14 protein-coding genes and 1 rRNA gene are annotated in these 15,724 nt (G+C 63.5%); 10 read left to right on the top strand and 5 right to left on the bottom strand.

Annotated elements, in window-relative coordinates; translation table 11 throughout:
• Window positions 1-169: 169 nt before the first annotated feature.
• The 3 genes from hrpB (at window position 170) to HKD46_RS15640 (ending at window position 5,512) form a co-directional block, all read left to right on the top strand.
• On the top strand, window positions 170-2,623 hold the full coding sequence (gene hrpB, locus HKD46_RS15650; protein ID WP_161470262.1) for an ATP-dependent helicase HrpB: 2,454 nt from the start codon (window positions 170-172) through the stop codon (window positions 2,621-2,623).
• Window positions 2,624-2,746: 123 nt separating this feature from the next.
• The gene (mrcB, locus tag HKD46_RS15645) at window positions 2,747-5,068 is read left to right on the top strand and encodes a penicillin-binding protein 1B (protein ID WP_010675566.1); all 2,322 of its coding nucleotides are present in this window, start codon (window positions 2,747-2,749) and stop codon (window positions 5,066-5,068) included.
• A 42-nt stretch (window positions 5,069-5,110) separates the two neighbouring features.
• Window positions 5,111-5,512: a VOC family protein gene (locus HKD46_RS15640; protein WP_010675565.1), complete on the top strand. Its 402-nt coding sequence runs from the start codon at window positions 5,111-5,113 to the stop codon at window positions 5,510-5,512.
• Window positions 5,513-5,601: 89 nt separating this feature from the next.
• On the opposite strand, the gene HKD46_RS15635 is transcribed toward HKD46_RS15640, so the two are convergent.
• Both HKD46_RS15635 and HKD46_RS15630 read right to left on the bottom strand, forming a co-directional pair.
• The gene (locus HKD46_RS15635) at window positions 5,602-5,922 is read right to left on the bottom strand and encodes an SMR family transporter (RefSeq protein WP_171865640.1); all 321 of its coding nucleotides are present in this window, start codon (window positions 5,920-5,922) and stop codon (window positions 5,602-5,604) included.
• The gene (locus HKD46_RS15630) at window positions 5,910-6,302 is read right to left on the bottom strand and encodes a multidrug efflux SMR transporter (protein ID WP_043155747.1); all 393 of its coding nucleotides are present in this window, start codon (window positions 6,300-6,302) and stop codon (window positions 5,910-5,912) included. Before HKD46_RS15630 ends, HKD46_RS15635 begins: the two co-directional genes overlap by 13 nt.
• A 157-nt stretch (window positions 6,303-6,459) precedes the next feature.
• On the opposite strand from HKD46_RS15630, the gene HKD46_RS15625 reads away from it, so the two are divergent.
• The gene (locus HKD46_RS15625) at window positions 6,460-7,341 is read left to right on the top strand and encodes a LysR family transcriptional regulator (protein ID WP_052815231.1); all 882 of its coding nucleotides are present in this window, start codon (window positions 6,460-6,462) and stop codon (window positions 7,339-7,341) included.
• Window positions 7,342-7,383: 42 nt separating this feature from the next.
• Here HKD46_RS15625 and HKD46_RS15620 read toward each other — a convergent pair whose 3' ends face one another.
• Complete coding sequence (locus HKD46_RS15620; RefSeq protein WP_052815230.1) at window positions 7,384-7,899, bottom strand: DUF2937 family protein; 516 nt, start codon at window positions 7,897-7,899, stop codon at window positions 7,384-7,386.
• Window positions 7,900-8,101: 202 nt separating this feature from the next.
• On the opposite strand from HKD46_RS15620, the gene HKD46_RS15615 reads away from it, so the two are divergent.
• Together HKD46_RS15615 and HKD46_RS15610 are read left to right on the top strand one after the other, a co-directional pair.
• Window positions 8,102-8,785, top strand: coding sequence for a phosphatase PAP2 family protein (locus HKD46_RS15615; protein ID WP_069784197.1), 684 nt, complete (start codon window positions 8,102-8,104; stop codon window positions 8,783-8,785).
• 259 nt (window positions 8,786-9,044) lie between these two features.
• Window positions 9,045-9,947, top strand: a complete 903-nt coding sequence (locus HKD46_RS15610; protein WP_171865639.1) for a sulfite exporter TauE/SafE family protein — start codon at window positions 9,045-9,047, stop codon at window positions 9,945-9,947.
• A gap of 46 nt (window positions 9,948-9,993) precedes the next feature.
• Here the strand turns inward: HKD46_RS15610 and HKD46_RS15605 are convergent, their stop codons facing one another.
• Together HKD46_RS15605 and hemL are read right to left on the bottom strand one after the other, a co-directional pair.
• Window positions 9,994-10,806 carry a hypothetical protein gene (locus tag HKD46_RS15605; RefSeq protein WP_171865638.1) on the bottom strand — a complete coding sequence of 271 codons (813 nt, stop codon included), beginning with the start codon at window positions 10,804-10,806 and terminating at the stop codon, window positions 9,994-9,996.
• A 200-nt stretch (window positions 10,807-11,006) separates the two neighbouring features.
• The gene (gene hemL / locus HKD46_RS15600; RefSeq protein WP_010675557.1) at window positions 11,007-12,293 is read right to left on the bottom strand and encodes a glutamate-1-semialdehyde 2,1-aminomutase; all 1,287 of its coding nucleotides are present in this window, start codon (window positions 12,291-12,293) and stop codon (window positions 11,007-11,009) included.
• Window positions 12,294-12,502: 209 nt separating this feature from the next.
• Here hemL and clcA point away from each other — a divergent pair, with 209 nt between their 5' ends.
• The 4 genes from clcA to HKD46_RS15580 all read left to right on the top strand — a co-directional run.
• Window positions 12,503-13,897 carry a H(+)/Cl(-) exchange transporter ClcA gene (gene clcA / locus HKD46_RS15595; RefSeq protein WP_039040862.1) on the top strand — a complete coding sequence of 465 codons (1,395 nt, stop codon included), beginning with the start codon at window positions 12,503-12,505 and terminating at the stop codon, window positions 13,895-13,897.
• An 87-nt stretch (window positions 13,898-13,984) separates the two neighbouring features.
• Window positions 13,985-14,677, top strand: a complete 693-nt coding sequence (locus tag HKD46_RS15590) for a DUF6776 family protein (protein ID WP_069784194.1) — start codon at window positions 13,985-13,987, stop codon at window positions 14,675-14,677.
• Window positions 14,678-14,766: 89 nt separating this feature from the next.
• Window positions 14,767-15,117 (top strand): iron-sulfur cluster insertion protein ErpA, encoded by a 351-nt coding sequence (gene erpA / locus HKD46_RS15585; protein ID WP_010675554.1) that lies wholly within the window; start codon window positions 14,767-14,769, stop codon window positions 15,115-15,117.
• A 492-nt stretch (window positions 15,118-15,609) separates the two neighbouring features.
• A 16S ribosomal RNA gene (locus tag HKD46_RS15580) occupies window positions 15,610-15,724 on the top strand; the annotation flags it as partial.

Raw genomic sequence — 15,724 nt, 5'->3', positions numbered from 1 at the left:
TCGTGATGGGCATCGGATAAGGGCCATTCTATGGCAGCCGCTCCCGGGATGTCTTGCCGTGTTGCACCTGACGCTTCCTGCCCCTGCCCGGCAGGGGCGCTTACGATGGCCGGGAGGCTGTGGCAGAATGGACCCCTTTTCAGAAGTGTCACAGAAGGTGCCCATCGCTTTGTCTTCCCTCCCCATCGTCCCGGTGTTGCCTGAACTCTTTGCAGCCCTCGACAACCATGCCAGCGTGATCCTGCAGGCGCCCCCCGGCGCGGGCAAATCGACCCTGCTGCCGCTGGAGCTGGTGCGCCAGCATCGGCTGCCCGGTCGCATCATCATGCTGGAACCGAGACGTCTCGCGGCGCGCAATATCGCCGGCTTTCTGGCGCGCCAGCTCGGGGAGAAGGTGGGCGAGCGCATCGGTCTGCGGGTGCGTGGCGAGAGCCGCACCAGTTCTGCCACCCGGCTCGAGATCGTGACCGAGGGGGTGCTGACCCGGATGCTGCAGAAGGATCCTGAGCTCACCGGTGTGTCGCTCGTCATCTTTGACGAGTTCCACGAGCGCAGCCTGCACGCCGATACCGCGCTGGCCTTCGCCATCGAAAGCCAGCAGGGGTTGCGCGATGATCTCAAGCTGCTGGTGATGTCCGCCACCCTGGATGGCATGGCCCTGGAGCGCCTGCTGCCAGGTGCCCCCGTGGTGCGCTCCGAGGGGCGCGGCTTTCCCATCGAGTACCACTATCGCCCCGCCAATCGCCAGCAGTGGTTGGAGCCTCAGGTCGGCGCCGTGGTGCTGGAGGCGCTCGCCAGTCAGGCTGGCAGTGCCCTGGTGTTTCTGCCGGGACAGGGGGAGATAGAGCGGCTGGCACAGTGGCTGGAAGGGCGGTTGCCAGGGGATGTGACCCTGGCTCCCCTTTATGGCCGTCTTGACCTCGCGGCCCAGCAAGCGGCCATCGAGCCTGCGCCTGCGGGTCGTCGCAAGCTGGTGCTCACCACCAACGTGGCGGAGACATCCCTCACCATCGAGGGGATCTCCGTGGTCATCGACAGCGGGCTGGAGCGGCGCGCCACCTTCGATATCAAGAGCGGCGTCACCCGGCTGGAGACCCGGCCCATCGCCAAAGCCTCCGCCACCCAGCGGGCGGGGCGGGCAGGGCGGCTTGGCCCCGGCGTCTGCTACCGGCTCTGGAGCAGCGAGGTGCAGGAGCGCCTCGCCGAGCAGAGTCCCCCCGACATCCTGACGCAAGAGCTCACCGGCCTGCTGATGGACGCCGCCCAGTGGGGGGCCCGGGTGGAGGCGCTGCCCCTGCTGGACATGCCGCCCCCTGCCGCCGTGGCCAGCGCCCGGCGGTTGCTGGTGGCCCTGGGCGCCATGGCCCCGGAGGGTGAGCAACAACTTACCCCGGCAGGCCGTGCCATGGCGGCCTTCGGCACCCATCCCCGCCTCGCCCGCATGTTGCTGCGGTCCCGGGAGCTGGAATCCGAGGGTCTGACAGGGATTGTCGCCGATGCGGCTTTCCTGGTGGCGCTGCTGGAAGAAGATCTGCGAGGATCGGAGCGCTTGTCCGTGTTGTTCCACCGCCGTCAGGGCGCCCTGCGCCAGGGAGCGGCCCGCTGGTTCGAGCGGCTCGGTGTACGGGCAAGCAGCCCGCAGGGTCAATGGCTGGGGTTGCTGTGCGCCCTCGCCTGGCCCGATCGCATCGGCAAGCTGCGCAGTGGCAGCCGCTATCAGCTCAGTGGCGGGGTGAGCTGCGATCTGGTAGAAGGGCATCCCTGCCAGGGGCAGGGGGCCATCGTGGCCGTCGAAATGGGTCAGAACGAGCGCGGCAGCCGCATTTTCATCGCCGAGCCGGTGGCGCTGGATGAACTGGTGCGCCAGCTGCCCGAGCTGGTCGGCGAGCGCCAGTGGTTCGACTGGGACGATCGGGAGGAACGGGTGCGTGCGGAGCGCCAGCAGGTGCTCGGCGAGCTGGTGCTCGGCCAGCGGCCGCTGACGGATCTCTCCGATGAACAGAAGGGGCGCTGCCTGCTGCAGGGCATCCGGCGCAAGGGGCTGCACGTGCTGCCCTGGGACGAGAGCAGCGAGGGGCTGCTGGCCCGCTTGCGCTGCGCCCGCGACTGGCTGCCCGGCGAAGCCTGGCCCGCCATGGATGAGGAGAGCCTGCTGGCCGACCTCGAGCAGTGGCTGCTGCCGGCGGTGAGCGGCATGACCCGGCTGGAGCAGTTGAAGCGGCTCGACATGAGCGACATCCTGCGCCAGTCTCTGCCCTGGCCCCTGCCAAGGCGGCTGGACGAGGCGCTGCCGAGCCACTTCACCGCACCGACCGGCAGCCGGGTGCGGATCCGCTATCAGCCGGGTCAGGCGCCAGCGATCCCGGTGCGCATCCAGGAGATGTTCGGGCTGGGCGCCACCCCATGCGTGGCCGATGGCCGGGTGCCCCTGGTGGTGGAGCTGCTCTCCCCGGCCCAGCGCCCCTTGCAGATCACCGCGGATCTCGCCGCCTTCTGGGCGGGATCCTATGAGCAGGTGAAAAAAGAGATGAAGGGGCGCTACCCCCGTCACTACTGGCCGGACAACCCGCTGGAGGCGATGCCGACCCGGGTGACCAAGAAGAAGATGGGATTGCAGGAGTAGCCGACGGGACAGTGATCGGTCGGTACGATCAGAACAAGATGGCGGTGGCACAGTCCCCCTCCACAACAGGCATCGCAGGCCGCTCGCATCAGCGGGATGGCGAGGAGAACGACAAGAGGATTTATGGCAACCCAACGACGCAAGCGCACGCCCAAGAAGGCGGCGCCCAAACGCACCATCTGGCGCACCCTGTTCTGGCTGGGCTTCAAGCTCTCTCTGGTGGTGGCGGCCTTCATGGTGGTGTTTGGCATCTATCTCGACACCAAGGTGCGCGAGCGCTTCGACGGCGAGAAGTGGCAGTTGCCGGTGATGGTCTACAGCCGCCCGCTGGAGCTCTATCCCAGCCAGCGGCTCTCCCAGACCCAGATGCTGCGCGAGCTCAACATGCTGAGCTACAAGCAGGTGCGTCAGCCCCATACCCCGGGTGAGTACGCGGTGAGCGGCAATCGCATCGAGCTGGTGCGCCGGCCGTTCGAGTTCCACGACGGTGCCGACGGTGCCCGTGGCCTGCGCCTCACCTTCAACGGGGCGCGCCTCGAGGGGATCCAGTCCCTGGAGAACCAGCGCCAGCTCGGCTATGCCCAGATGGACCCGGTGCTGCTCGATCGCCTCAACACCGAGGATCGGGAAGACCGCCTGCTGGTGCGCCTCTCCGAGGTGCCGGACAGCCTGCTGGTGACGCTGCTCACCACGGAAGACAGGGACTTCTACCAGCACGGCGGCGTTTCGCCGGTGGCCATCATGCGCGCCATGGCAGCCAACCTGCTGGCGGGGCGCACCGTGCAGGGGGGCAGTACGCTCACCCAGCAGCTCGCCAAGAACTTCTTCCTGACCCGTGAGCGCAGCCTGTGGCGCAAACTGCAGGAAGCCTACATGGCGGTGCTCATCGACTACCGCTACAGCAAGGACGAGATCCTGGAGGCCTACCTCAACGAGGTCTATCTGGGGCAGAACTTCTCCCAGGGGGTCTACGGCTTCGGGCTCGCCTCCTACTTCTACTTCGGTATTCCGGTCAACGAGCTGGACATCGATCAGGTGGCCCTGCTGGTGGGCATGGTGAAGGGCCCTTCCTATTACGATCCCTGGCGCTTCCCGGACCGGGCCAAGGCGCGCCGGGATCTGGTGCTGAAACTGCTGGCGGATCACGGCAGCCTGACCCAGGCCGAGTATGACCTGGCCAGCAAGCAGCCCCTTGGCATCATCGCCCGCGGCCAGATGAGCTATGGCCGTACCCCGGCCTTCATGGGGCTGCTCAAGCGGGAGATCCAGAACCGCTTCGGCCCGGATCTGCTCAAGCAGTCCGGCCTCAAGATCTTCACCAGTCTGGATCCCATCGCCCAGCACGCCGCCGAGCAGGCGGTGGAGTCGGGTCTGGCCACCATCGAGAAGCAGCGTGGCAAGAAGAAGCTGGAGGCGGCCATGGTGGTCTCCGATTGGCACAAGGGCGAGGTGGTCGCCATGGTGGGGGGACGGGATCCCCGCTACGCCGGCTTCAACCGGGCGCTGGATGCCCGCCGTCAGATTGGCTCCCTGGTCAAACCGGCGGTCTACCTGACCGGCCTCTCCAACGGCCTGACCCTTGGCACGCCGCTTAAAGATCAGCCGATCCGGATTCGCGGCCAGGATGGCCAGATCTGGACGCCGCAGAACTACGACCGCAAGTTCCGCCAGAGCGTGCCCCTGATGGAGGCGCTCGCCAGCTCCCTCAACGTGCCGACCGTCAACCTCGGGATGCAGATAGGCCTGGACAAGGTGGTGGACACCCTGCACAAGCTGGGGGTGCAGCAGGAGATCCAGCCCTATCCGTCCCTGGTGCTGGGGGCGGTGGCGCTCTCGCCCATGGAGGTGAACCAGATGTACCTGCCCATTGCCAACCAGGGGTTGACCCAGCCCCTGTCGGCCATCCGGGCCGTGGTGAATGGCGAGGGACGCCAGCTCTACCAGCATGACGAAGCGGCCAAGCGAGTGACGGATCCCCAGGCAAGCTGGCTGACCCTGTTCGCCATGACCAAGACGGTGAGCCAGGGGACGGCCCGGGCGCTCGGTGCCAAGTTCCCCGGGGCCACCATGGCCGCCAAGACCGGTACCACCAACGAGCTGCGTGACTCCTGGTTTGCCGGGATGGACAACAACGAGCTGGTGAGCGTCTGGGTCGGCCGTGACGACAACACACCGGCCGGGCTGACCGGTGCCAGTGGCGCCTTGCAGCTGTTCAGCGGCTACATGAGCCAGCGAGGGGTCAACAGCCTGGGGCTGAAGATGCCCGAAGGGGTGAGCTGGGCCAACTTCTCCCGCTCGAGCGGTGCCCGGGTGGCCAGCGATTGTCCCGGCAGTCTCCAGGTGCCGGCCAAGCTGGCCGGTCTGGCCGAGCCCATGAGCTGTGCCAGCCCGGTCTCGGACCCGGCGAATGCCCTGGACAACTGGTTCAACGGTTTCTTCAACTGACGAAGACGGGCAGCGCAGGCTGCCCGTTTTGCAAGGATTGCCATGACCCATCCCCTGTTTGAGGCCATCCATCACGTGGCCATCATCGCCAGCGACTATCCGCGCTCGCGCCACTTCTATCACCAGGTGCTGGGGTTGCCCATCATTGCCGAGACCCTGCGGGCCGAGCGTCAGTCGTGGAAGCTGGATCTGGCGCTGCCGGACGGCAGCCAGCTGGAGCTGTTCAGCTTCCCGGCGCCGCCACCGCGCCCCTCCCGGCCGGAGGCGTGCGGGTTGCGCCACCTGGCGTTTCGGGTGGCGGATCTCGACCGGGTCATCGCCCACCTGGAGCAGCACGGGGTGGAAGTGGAGCCGGTGCGGGTGGACGAGCTGACCGGCAAGCGCTTTACCTTCTTCGCCGACCCCGACGGCCTGCCGCTGGAGCTGTACGAGGCAGCGCGTTAGGCTGCCTGTTGCAATCTGGGTGATCGGTTTGACCATGAAAAGGCCGCCCTGGGAACAGGGCGGCTTTTTTCATGGGGTTGGAGAGGGGATCATGCTGTGGTCAGCAGGGCGACCGCGACGGCCATCACCAGCATGCCGACCCAGCCGATGGGCTTGAGCCGCTCGCCAAACAGCAGCAAGCCGCCGAGAGCGGTGCCCAGAATGCCGATGGCACCCCAGGTGGCATAGGCCACGGCCAGATCGATCTTGCCGGTACTGACCGCCTCGCTGAGCAGAGTGAAGGCACAGAGCACCAGCAGAATGCCGAGGACGCCCCACCCCTTGTCGCGAAAACCGACGGAGCGGTTGATTGCCATGTTGGCGCCGATATCCAGCAGGGCGGCGCTCAGTACGATGATCAACGGGTGCATGGGGCTTCCCTCCTCTGGCGGGTGGGGGCTGGTGCATCATGGGTCTCGCCCAGGGTCACCATGACAATCCCCACTATGGCCAGCGCCAGTCCGATCCACTCCTGGATGCTCAGCTCGTAGCCGAGGAACAGGACGGAGACGGCGGTGATGAGGGCGATCCCCAACCCTTCCCACAGCGCAAACGCGATACCAATGGAGATTGTCCTGGCGGCCTTGGCGAGCAGCAGGTAGGAGAGGGTGATGAGGAGCCACATCGGCAGATAGTGGATCCAGCCGCTCGCGCTCTCTGGAATCAGGGCCATGGAGGAGGTGCCGGCGACCTCGGTCAGGATGGCCCCTGTCAGAAAGAGGCGGGCCAAAAGCAGGGGACGGGATGACATGCAGTTTCCTTCTGTTGCTGCGACGAAGAGAGGATAACGGCACCCGAAACGGGCAAGGTTATCGCTGAGCGTCGAGAAAGCTGTCGCTGCTTGTTTGCCTTGGGGGCGGGCCAGGGGATAAGGTGGTGATGGAATAATCTGCCGCCAGTTTGAAGCCATGAAGCTAAATCAGATACAACTCTTTGTAGAAACAGCAGACAGTGGTTCGATAGCCAATGCCGCCAGACGACTTGGCAAGAGTCGCAGCGCCGTGAGCTCGGCGATAGCAACCCTGGAAGTGGAGCTTGGCGTCGAACTTTTCGAACGAGGGGCGAATCAGAGCCGACTGACCGAAATCGGCGAGCAAGTGCTGGACGACTGCAAGCGGCTGCTGCAGGCCGCCAACAGCCTGAAGCTCAAGTGCGAGCACCATGCCTCCGGTGCCGAGGTGGCGCTGCGGGTAGCCCGGGACGACGCCATTCCCGAGGTGGTATGGCGCGAGATGCTGGGGGCGCTGCGTCGCCAGTTTCCGGGCACCAGCATCTCCCTGGTGCTGGCCTCACCGCCGGAGCTGCCGGCCCTGGTGGAAGAGGGGTTCGTGGATGCCGCCTTCGGCCTCATCACCGAGGAACAGGAGCGCAGCGGTCTTTGCATCGACGTGCTCAACCCGATCCGCACCCTGATGGTGGTCGCGCCAAGCCACCCGCTGGCTGGGCTGAAGCGGGTGTTGCAGCAGGATCTGACCGATCACACCCAGGTCACTCTCTCTTATGTGGACGCGTTTTCGGTCAAGAGCCTGCTGCCCATCGGAGGGCAGCATATCGGGTTGTCGAGTTTCGAGCTGATGCGGGATGCGGTGCTGGATGGTCTGGGCTGGGCGGTGCTGCCTTCACCCCTTATCCAGAGCCAGCTGCGCCTGGGAGAGCTGCTGACCCTGAAGCACAAGTTCAGCCTGCAGTGGCGCGATTACGGAGTCTATCTGTCGGAGAACGCCCATCACGGCAAGGTGCTGGCTTGGCTGAAGAAGGCCATAGAAACCTATCTCGAACCCTTCGAGTAGCCGCCAACCGGGGCGGGCACCCCGGTTGGCAGTGAGAGGGGATCAGCGCAGGCCGTGACGGGGGATGCGCTGGCGGGAGCGAAATGGCAGCAGCAGGAGGCCGAGCAGCAGATCCCCCGCCAGGGAGGCCAGCAGACCCGCCGCCACGCCGCAGAAAATGGCGGCCTGTTTGAGGGGGACCACATAGCCGTAGTTGTGAAGGGTATCCTGCCAGAGGGCGGGATCGGCGCGCAGCAACAGGTGGGAGAGCTGCTGGTACCAGGGACTCTCCCGCACGGCGATCTCCCCCTGAAGGTGCTGCTGCTGGTTCACCAGTTGCTGGAGGCTGGTGGCATCCTGGGTGAAGACGGGATCCTGGCTGGCACCGTAATGGGCGACCAGCGCCTGCAGATCGCCATTGAAGTGCTGGTCCGCCGTGCGCTGGAAGGGGGCCAGTGCCAGACCAGCCTGCTGCAGCCGGGCATCCAGCCGCTGGAAGTAGAGATCGACCAGCCCGGGGATCTGTACACCTGCCAGCAAACCGAGGGCAAACAACATCATGCGAAGGTAGCTGCGCATCATCATCATCCTGAACGAAGGGAGCGCCCATACTAGCCGCAACCGGTGGGAGAGCCAAGGAGGGGACGCGCTTGTCCACCCGGTCGGCGGCGCCAAAAGAAGAGCCGATGGAATACCTTTGTTACACGAATTCTTACACTTTTGTGATGCAAGTCATCTTGCGGCTGGCCTAGAATGAGCGTTTTTCGAAGGACACGTCGGCATGAGCAAGTTCATTCCTTTCTATCTGGCCGGGGGCCTCATCGCCTTCAGTTGGGGCGCCCTGCCTGAGCACGGCCCCTGGGATGGGTGGGATCTCGCCCTCTTCCAGCTGGTCAATGGCTGGATTGGCCACTCCCCCCGTTGGGCCGATCTGGTGGCCATCACCAACAACCGCCTGTTCGATCTGGCCGCGCTGGCCTGCATGGGCGGGATCCTCGCCGGTTGCTTCTTCCGTGCCGACGGACAGGAGCGCCGTCGTCTGGTGGCCATGGGGGTAGTGATGCTGCTGGGGGCCCTGGTGATCAATCAGCTCGGGCATCTGTTGCCGGTCAGCCGTCCCAGCCCCACCTTGATGGTGGACGGGGCTCTGCGCCTGACCGAGATCAGTGCGATTCCCACCAAGGACTCCGCCGGTGACAGCTTCCCCGGTGATCACGCCCTCTTCCTGATGATCTTCGCCGGTTTTGCCCTGCGCTATCTGCCGCGCTGGGCCGGGGTGGTTGCGGTGGTGATGGTGCCCCTGTTTTCGGCGCCCCGCATCCTGGCTGGTGCGCACTGGATGACGGACGTCTATGTGGGCGCTCTTTGCCTCTCCCTCATCTGCCTGCCGCTGCTGTTGCTCACTCCCGTGTCGGATCGCCTGATCGACCGCCTGGCTCCCCGGCTGCCACGCTGGATTGCCTGACGGAGAATGAAAAAAGAAGGCGGGTCACCCCGCCTTCTTTCGTTTACGCCTCACCGGTGCTGTGGTCGTCGCGAAATGACCAGGACTACGCCCGATGAGCCCGGGCTGTCGCCCTCCCAACCAGTATGGATAGCCCCATTCGGGTTCTGCCAGCCAAAATAGTCGCGGCCAAACGTTTGCACCCGTCGTCTCATGATCCTGGCCAGGATTTTTTCCCTCCGCTGCCTTAGAATCGCCGCCCGTTGTTGGAGGTATCCCCATGCTTGTCACTTTTCTGCGTCTCTTGTTTATCGGTTGTGCCCTGGTCTTTCTCTTTATGCTGGTCCGTGCCTGGTGGAACAAACGGCGTCATGGCCAGCTCGAAGCCACCCCTTTCTGGCCGGTGGCGGCCATCGGTTTTGTGGCCAATTTTCTCGATACCCTGGGGGTGGGGAGCTTTGCGGTGAAGACCGCCTGCTACAAGCAGTTCAGGTTGATCGATGATCGGGTGCTGCCCGGTACCCTCAACGGCCAGTGCGTGCTGCCGACCGTGACCCAAGCTCTCATCTTCATCGGCGTGGTCAACGTGGATCCCGTCACCCTCATCAGCATGATGGCGGCTGCGGCGGCCGGTGCGGCCTGGGGCGCCCGTTACGTGGCCTCCTTTGATCGCCAGACCATCCGGCTGGTGATGGCGGTCTCCCTGCTGGTGGTCGCCGGTCTCATCTTTGCCGGTCTGCTCGGGCTCTTCCCCCTCGGTGGCGAGGCCATGGGGCTGAGCGGTTACAAGCTGGGGATCGCCCTTGCCGGCAACTTCCTGTTCGGAGCCCTGATGAACGTCGGTATCGGCCTGTTCGCCCCCTGCATGACCCTGGTCTATCTGCTCGGCATGAACCCGCTGGTGGCCTTCCCCATCATGATGGGATCCACCGCCGTGCTCAGCGTCTTCTCGGCGGGGACCTTCATTCGCAAGGGGGCTTTCGATGCGCGGGCCGTGCTGGCGGTGGCCATCTTCGGCCCCATCGGCGTGGTGCTGGCGGCCATGCTGGTCAAATCCATGGAGATGGAGATGCTCAAATGGCTGGTGGCCTTCATCGTCATCTATACCTCCTGGACCATGTACGCCTCCTGGCGGGCGGCGCGGCGACAGCCAGCGCCCGCGCTGGCAGAGGCGACGAGCTAGCTGGCGTCGGCGAGGCCCGCCTGCACGGGCACCCCGCGTTGGTATGTCATCCCGCTCGCCCGGTCCTGGCGCCTCTTCTGATGCCCCTGGCAGCCCCCTCCGAGTGGGCAGTCTGCTGGCTGGAGGCGACCAGTGCGGCTTCCGCCCTGGCACCGAGAAACACATAGAGCCCCAGCGCCAGCAGCAACCCCACGGCGCACCCCATCACCCCCACCGCAGGCCAGAGCAGTTCGCTCTGGCCGAGGGATCCCTTGAACAGCAGCAGCAACCCCTCGATGGAGACCGCGATCAGGATGGCGGCGATAAAGCGGGTAATGGTGCGCCGGATGGCGCTGTGGCGGAAGATGTCCTTATGCAGCAGCACCTCCTCTTCGAGGATGGTCTTGCCGAGATCGAACACCGCCAGCGCGAGCGTGAGGAAGATGATGGCGCTGAAGGCGCCCAGCCGGTTCTGCTGGGTGCCGCACAGGAGCAGATAGAGCTGTTCCAGCCCGTGCCAGATGAGGGTGCCGACGATGAGAAACAGGGCCAGACTCAGGACAACGTAGACGGCCCTGAACCAGGGAATGGCGCGCCGCCGCTCCCTGTCCCCCATCAGCCAGGCGATCAGCTGGTGCAGGTTGATCTCCAGCTCCCGGCCATGGCCCTGCACCAGCAGGCGCAGCTGCCCCTGGGCTGCCGGAACGGGCGCCAGTATGGCTGGCCTGATCTGGGGGGCCAGGCTCTTCACCTCCTCGACGAAGGCATAGGTCTTGAGAGACGCCTCGGGGAGGGTGAGCAGCCCCAGCAGCAGGGGGGCCAGCTCGGTTTCGTACTCCTGATAGCGCCGCAGCACATCGATGGGGCTCATCTCTGCCATATACACCTCGGTCCAATGGGCTCCTGAGCAGGGTTCTGCAAATTGTGGGCCCGATTTATGACAGCCCGTGTACGGCGCGGCGCACCAGCAGGTGGCAAGGCTCCGGTGAGGGACTTAAGGATGCACCACTATGGTGCCTTGTCGGGACGAGCAAACAAAAAAAGGGCCCCATCGGGGCCCTCTGCACATCTTGCGGCTTGTCAGCCAGCCAGCTTGGCGAAGCTGCGCTCGGCGGCCGCCAGGGTGTGTTCAATCTCCTTGTCCCCGTGGGCAAGCGACAGGAAGCCCGCCTCGTAGGCGCTCGGTGCCAGATAGACACCCTCTTCCAGCATCAGATGGTAGAAGCGCTTGAAGCGTTCCATGTCGCAGCGAGTCACCTGCTCGTAGCGGGTGATCTCGGGCTCGTCGGTGAAGAAGAAGCCGAACATGCCGCCCACGTAGTTGATGGCAAGCGGGATGCCGTGCCTGGCGGCGGCCGCTTTCAGCCCTTCGGCGACACGGGCGGTCTTGGCGCTCAGCTGCTCATAGAGGCCCGGCTCCAGCAGCAGGTCCAGCATGGTGAGGCCGGCGGCCATGGCCACCGGGTTGCCGGAGAGGGTACCAGCCTGATAGACGGGGCCGGTCGGGGCGATGTGCTGCATCACCTTCTTCTTGCCGCCGAAGGCGCCCACCGGCATGCCGGCACCGATGATCTTGCCAAGGGTGGTGAGATCCGGGTCGATGTTGTAGTGGCCCTGGGCACCACGCAGGGAGACGCGAAAACCCGTCATCACCTCGTCCAGGATCAGCAGGGCGCCGAACTCGTCACAAATGGCGCGAAGCCCTTCCAGGAAGCCGGGCACCGGCGGGATGCAGTTCATGTTGCCTGCGACCGGCTCGACGATGATGCAGGCGATCTCGCTGCCGTACTGGGTAAAGGCTTCGCGCACCGAGTCCAGATCGTTAAAGACACAGGTGAGCGTGTGTTTGGCGAAATCGGCCGGTACGCCCGGGCTGTTGGGCTGACCCAGGGTGAGGGCGCCTGAGCCGGCCTTGACCAGCAGGGAGTCGGCGTGGCCGTGGTAGCAGCCTTCAAACTTGACGATCTTGTCGCGACCGGTATAGCCGCGGGCCAGCCGGATGGCGCTCATGGTCGCCTCGGTGCCGGAGTTGACCATCCGCACCTGCTCCATGGAGGGGACGATCTGGCGCACCTTCTCGGCCATCAGCACTTCGATTTCGGTCGGGGCACCGTAGCTCAGTCCCTTCTCCACCGCCTTGATGACAGCGGCCTTGATGGCCGGGTGGTTGTGACCCAGCAGCATGGGGCCCCAGGAACCGATGTAATCCACATAGGCCTGGCCGTCCACGTCATAGAGGTAGGCGCCATCGGCGTGATCGATGAAGCGGGGTGTACCGCCGACCCCGTTGAAGGCGCGGACCGGTGAGTTGACGCCACCGGGAATGGTCTGGCGGGCCTGTTCAAACAGCTGATCTGATTTTGACATGGATCATCCTTAATGGGATTTTGGTCGTTACCCGGGCGCAGGCTGCCGATTGCGGCTCGGCAGGGGATGGCGGGAGGAGTATGCTTTGCGCTCTCGCCCCGGACTCTCGCCCGTGATACATGAAACGGGCCGACTATAGCAGAAAGGCCCAGAGCTGGGCAGCCGAGGCCGAGGTGTGTCTGGTCCTCGTTAGATGAGCGTGATTATCCATGGAGCAACAAGCCATTCCTTCCGCCGACGCGGCCTCGCTGCGTCGTCCTCCAGTCTTGCAGCGCCTGATACGGCGGGACAAGATGCCGCTGCTGGTGCTCCTGTTGGCGGCCCTGGTCGGCCTGCTGGCAGGCCTGGTGTGCGGATTGTTCGAGTCTTGCGTTCACTGGCTGGCCCAGCAGCGTGTCGACTTGCTGGCCGATCGCCCCTGGTGGCAGCTTGGCCTGCTCGGCTTTGGTTTCAGCGCCCTGCTGGGGTTGGTCGGCTATTTCCTCACTCATGCCTTTGCCCCCGAGGCGGGGGGATCCGGTATCCCGGAAATTGAAGGGGCCATGGACGACCTGCGCCCGGTACGCTGGTGGCGGGTGTTGCCGGTGAAGTTTTTTGGCGGGGTCTGTACCCTGAGTTCCGGCATGGTGCTGGGGCGGGAGGGGCCCTCGGTGCAGATAGGGGGCAACCTCGGCAAGATGGTGGCGGATATCTTCCGGTTGCCCAAGGAGCATGGCCATGCCCTGCTGGCTGCCGGTGCGGCGGGTGGTCTCGCTGCGGCCTTCAATGCCCCGCTGGCAGGGATACTGTTTGTCATGGAAGAGATGCGACCGCAATTTCGCTACTCCTTCCTCGCCATCAAGGCGGTCGGGATTTCGGCCGTCATGGCGACCCTGATGCTGCAGAACATGAAAGGGCAATCCCCCGTCATCATGCTGCCTCACTACGACGCTCCGGCCTTGAAGGCGCTCTGGCTGTTTCTTTTCATGGGGGGCTGCTTTGGTGTGCTGGGGTTCGTCTTCAACAAGCTGGTGCTCGCCTGTCAGGATGGTTACCTGGCATTGCATCAGAACAAGCGCCACCGCTTCGTCATCATCGGCATGGGGGTGGCTGGAACCTTTGGCATGCTGTCGCTGTTCGCCCCTTCGGTCACTGGAGGGGGAATCGAGCTCATCCCGCATCTGACGGGGGGAGACTATGCGATGGCGACGCTCTTCATCATCTTCTCGGTGCGACTGGTGGGTACCCTCATCTGCTTTTGCTCGGGGGCCCCTGGTGGTGTCTTTGCGCCGACCCTGGCGCTGGGCACCCTGTTCGGGGTGATCTTTGGTCACCTGTTCCACTCTGCATTTCCCGATCTCGGCATCGAACCGGGCGCCTTTGCCATCGCCGGCATGGGGGCGCTTTTCGCCGCCACCGTGCGTGCCCCCATCACCGGCATCGTGCTGGTGACCGAGATGACCGACAACTATCAGCTGATCCTGCCCATGATGATCACCACCATAGGGGCAACCCTGGTGGCGCAATGGTTGGGGGGGCGTCCCATCTATTCCCAGATCCTGGAGCGAACTTTACGGCTTGCTGCGCGTCAAAACCGGGGTGAAAGCAGCATCGCGACCGGTTAACTCTTTGTTTATCCGTATCAATCCGGCATGGTCGCGTATAGTGAAAAGAAACCGGCCGTGTTGATGTCGGCATATAGAAGAGGCCTTATGTCCCAAATCGTGAAGTTATTGGTGGTGCTGGCTGTGGGGGCATGTATCGGTTATGTCGTCGGGAACAGACAGGAGCTGGCTCAGAGCAGCCTGGTGACGGTGCAGCAAGAGACGTTGGAGCGTCAGAGCAAGGCCATTGCACAACTGAAGACGGATCTCGGCGTCAGGGAGACCCTGCTGGCGACCCAGAAGGCCGCCTTCGAGCAACTTCAGCAGACGCTCAAGGATCAGGAAGCCCAGGTACAGGAGCAGAAGCGTCAGCTCGCCTTCTTCGAACGCATCATGCGTCCCACCGGCGAACAGGTGGGGGTATCCATCGACAATCTAACATTGCAGGAGACGAGTGTGCCGGGTCGCTACCACTATCGTCTGGCGCTCACACAACCCGCCAAGAAGCGGGAGCTGTTTCGGGGGCAGGTGCAGATCCGGCTCGAAGGCAGTCTGGCTGACAAGCCCAGGATCCTCAGTGGCCGGGATCTTGGCATGAAGGTGGGGGAGGGACGCTACGCGTTGCGATATTTCCAGCTCTTGGAGGGCAATTGGCAGCTTCCCTCAGGCTTCATCCCGGACAGGGTGAGAATCCTCATCCCGAAGGAGGGTCGGCAACCGGCCCAGGAGCTGGTGGCCGAGTGGAACGAGGTGCTCAAGCCTCTGGTCGCTCAACCAGCCCCCTTGCCGGCAGCACAGTAAGAGAGTGGTGAATACTTGAACTAAATGGTCGGGTATTGGATAATTTCGCGGTTTCCATGTTTGTGGATGTAACGGTTGTGAGGTCAGCAATGAGTGCAGTAGCAGAAGCCCCCTTGCCCATCCAGATGACGGATGCGGCAGCCAACAAGGTAAAGACCTTGATCACCGAAGAAGAGAATCCCGAACTCAAGTTGCGGGTCTACATCACTGGGGGGGGCTGCTCCGGTTTCCAGTACGGTTTCACGTTTGACGAGAAAATCAATGATGGCGATACCGTGGTCGAGAAGAGCGGCGTCACCATGGTGATCGATCCCATGAGCCTGCAATACCTGGTCGGCGGCAGCGTGGATTACACCGAAGGCCTGGAAGGTTCCCGTTTCACCGTGACCAACCCCAACGCCACGACGACCTGCGGTTGCGGTTCAAGTTTCTCCATCTGATCTATAGCAGCGTGATATGAAGGGCCCCGAGGGGCCCTTTTCATTTTTGTATGCCTGGCGTGGCTGGCATGTAGATCTTGATGTGGCGAAAACGGGTACCGATTGGTAGTGATAGAGAAGGTGTGCGGGCTCATTTAGATGAATCGTTGACGGCTTTTTAGTCTGATTGGTTGTTGATTAAACACCTGAACGTCTTTTTCAAATAAACACGTAGTTTTCGCTTGTCAGCGAGAATCATATCCCTATAATGCGCCTCCATCAGCACGGCGCAGTGCGTGTATGGTCCACCTTGCAAAGCAAGCTGGTGAGGGTTATAGTTTCAGACCCTGCTCTTTAACAATTTGAATCAAGCAATCTGTGTGGGCACTCACAGCATCGAGCATCAAAAAACAATTTTTGATTTTCAATGTCTGATGAAGTGACCAAAGCAACTTTTAGTTGCAGCAGTTAATTCAGCAATTCATTGAGCCGCTTTTCGAAGCAACCAAACTTAAATTGAAGAGTTTGATCATGGCTCAGATTGAACGCTGGCGGCAGGCCTAACACATGCAAGTCGAGCGGCAGCGGGAAAGTAGCTTGCTACTTTTGCCGGCGAGCGGCGGACGGG

Origin of the sequence: Aeromonas sp. TW 6 (genome assembly GCF_013168745.1) — a bacterium.
GTDB lineage: Bacteria > Pseudomonadota > Gammaproteobacteria > Enterobacterales > Aeromonadaceae > Aeromonas > Aeromonas caviae.
The sequence above is the reverse complement of the archived record's forward strand: the minus strand, read 5'-3'. Positions and strand labels throughout refer to the sequence as shown.

What these genes read in the sequence shown, in the direction of transcription:
- mrcB (WP_010675566.1), top strand. Translation starts at nt 2,747, where the DNA reads ATGGCAACCCAACGACGCAAGCGCACGCCCAAGAAGGCGGCGCCCAAA.
- HKD46_RS15640 (WP_010675565.1), top strand. Translation starts at nt 5,111, where the DNA reads ATGACCCATCCCCTGTTTGAGGCCATCCATCACGTGGCCATCATCGCC.
- HKD46_RS15635 (WP_171865640.1), bottom strand. Translation starts at nt 5,922, where the DNA reads ATGCACCCGTTGATCATCGTACTGAGCGCCGCCCTGCTGGATATCGGC.
- HKD46_RS15630 (WP_043155747.1), bottom strand. Translation starts at nt 6,302, where the DNA reads ATGTCATCCCGTCCCCTGCTTTTGGCCCGCCTCTTTCTGACAGGGGCC.
- HKD46_RS15625 (WP_052815231.1), top strand. Translation starts at nt 6,460, where the DNA reads ATGAAGCTAAATCAGATACAACTCTTTGTAGAAACAGCAGACAGTGGT.
- HKD46_RS15620 (WP_052815230.1), bottom strand. Translation starts at nt 7,899, where the DNA reads ATGCGCAGCTACCTTCGCATGATGTTGTTTGCCCTCGGTTTGCTGGCA.
- HKD46_RS15615 (WP_069784197.1), top strand. Translation starts at nt 8,102, where the DNA reads ATGAGCAAGTTCATTCCTTTCTATCTGGCCGGGGGCCTCATCGCCTTC.
- HKD46_RS15610 (WP_171865639.1), top strand. Translation starts at nt 9,045, where the DNA reads ATGCTTGTCACTTTTCTGCGTCTCTTGTTTATCGGTTGTGCCCTGGTC.
- HKD46_RS15605 (WP_171865638.1), bottom strand. Translation starts at nt 10,806, where the DNA reads ATGGCAGAGATGAGCCCCATCGATGTGCTGCGGCGCTATCAGGAGTAC.
- hemL (WP_010675557.1), bottom strand. Translation starts at nt 12,293, where the DNA reads ATGTCAAAATCAGATCAGCTGTTTGAACAGGCCCGCCAGACCATTCCC.
- clcA (WP_039040862.1), top strand. Translation starts at nt 12,503, where the DNA reads ATGGAGCAACAAGCCATTCCTTCCGCCGACGCGGCCTCGCTGCGTCGT.
- HKD46_RS15590 (WP_069784194.1), top strand. Translation starts at nt 13,985, where the DNA reads ATGTCCCAAATCGTGAAGTTATTGGTGGTGCTGGCTGTGGGGGCATGT.
- erpA (WP_010675554.1), top strand. Translation starts at nt 14,767, where the DNA reads ATGAGTGCAGTAGCAGAAGCCCCCTTGCCCATCCAGATGACGGATGCG.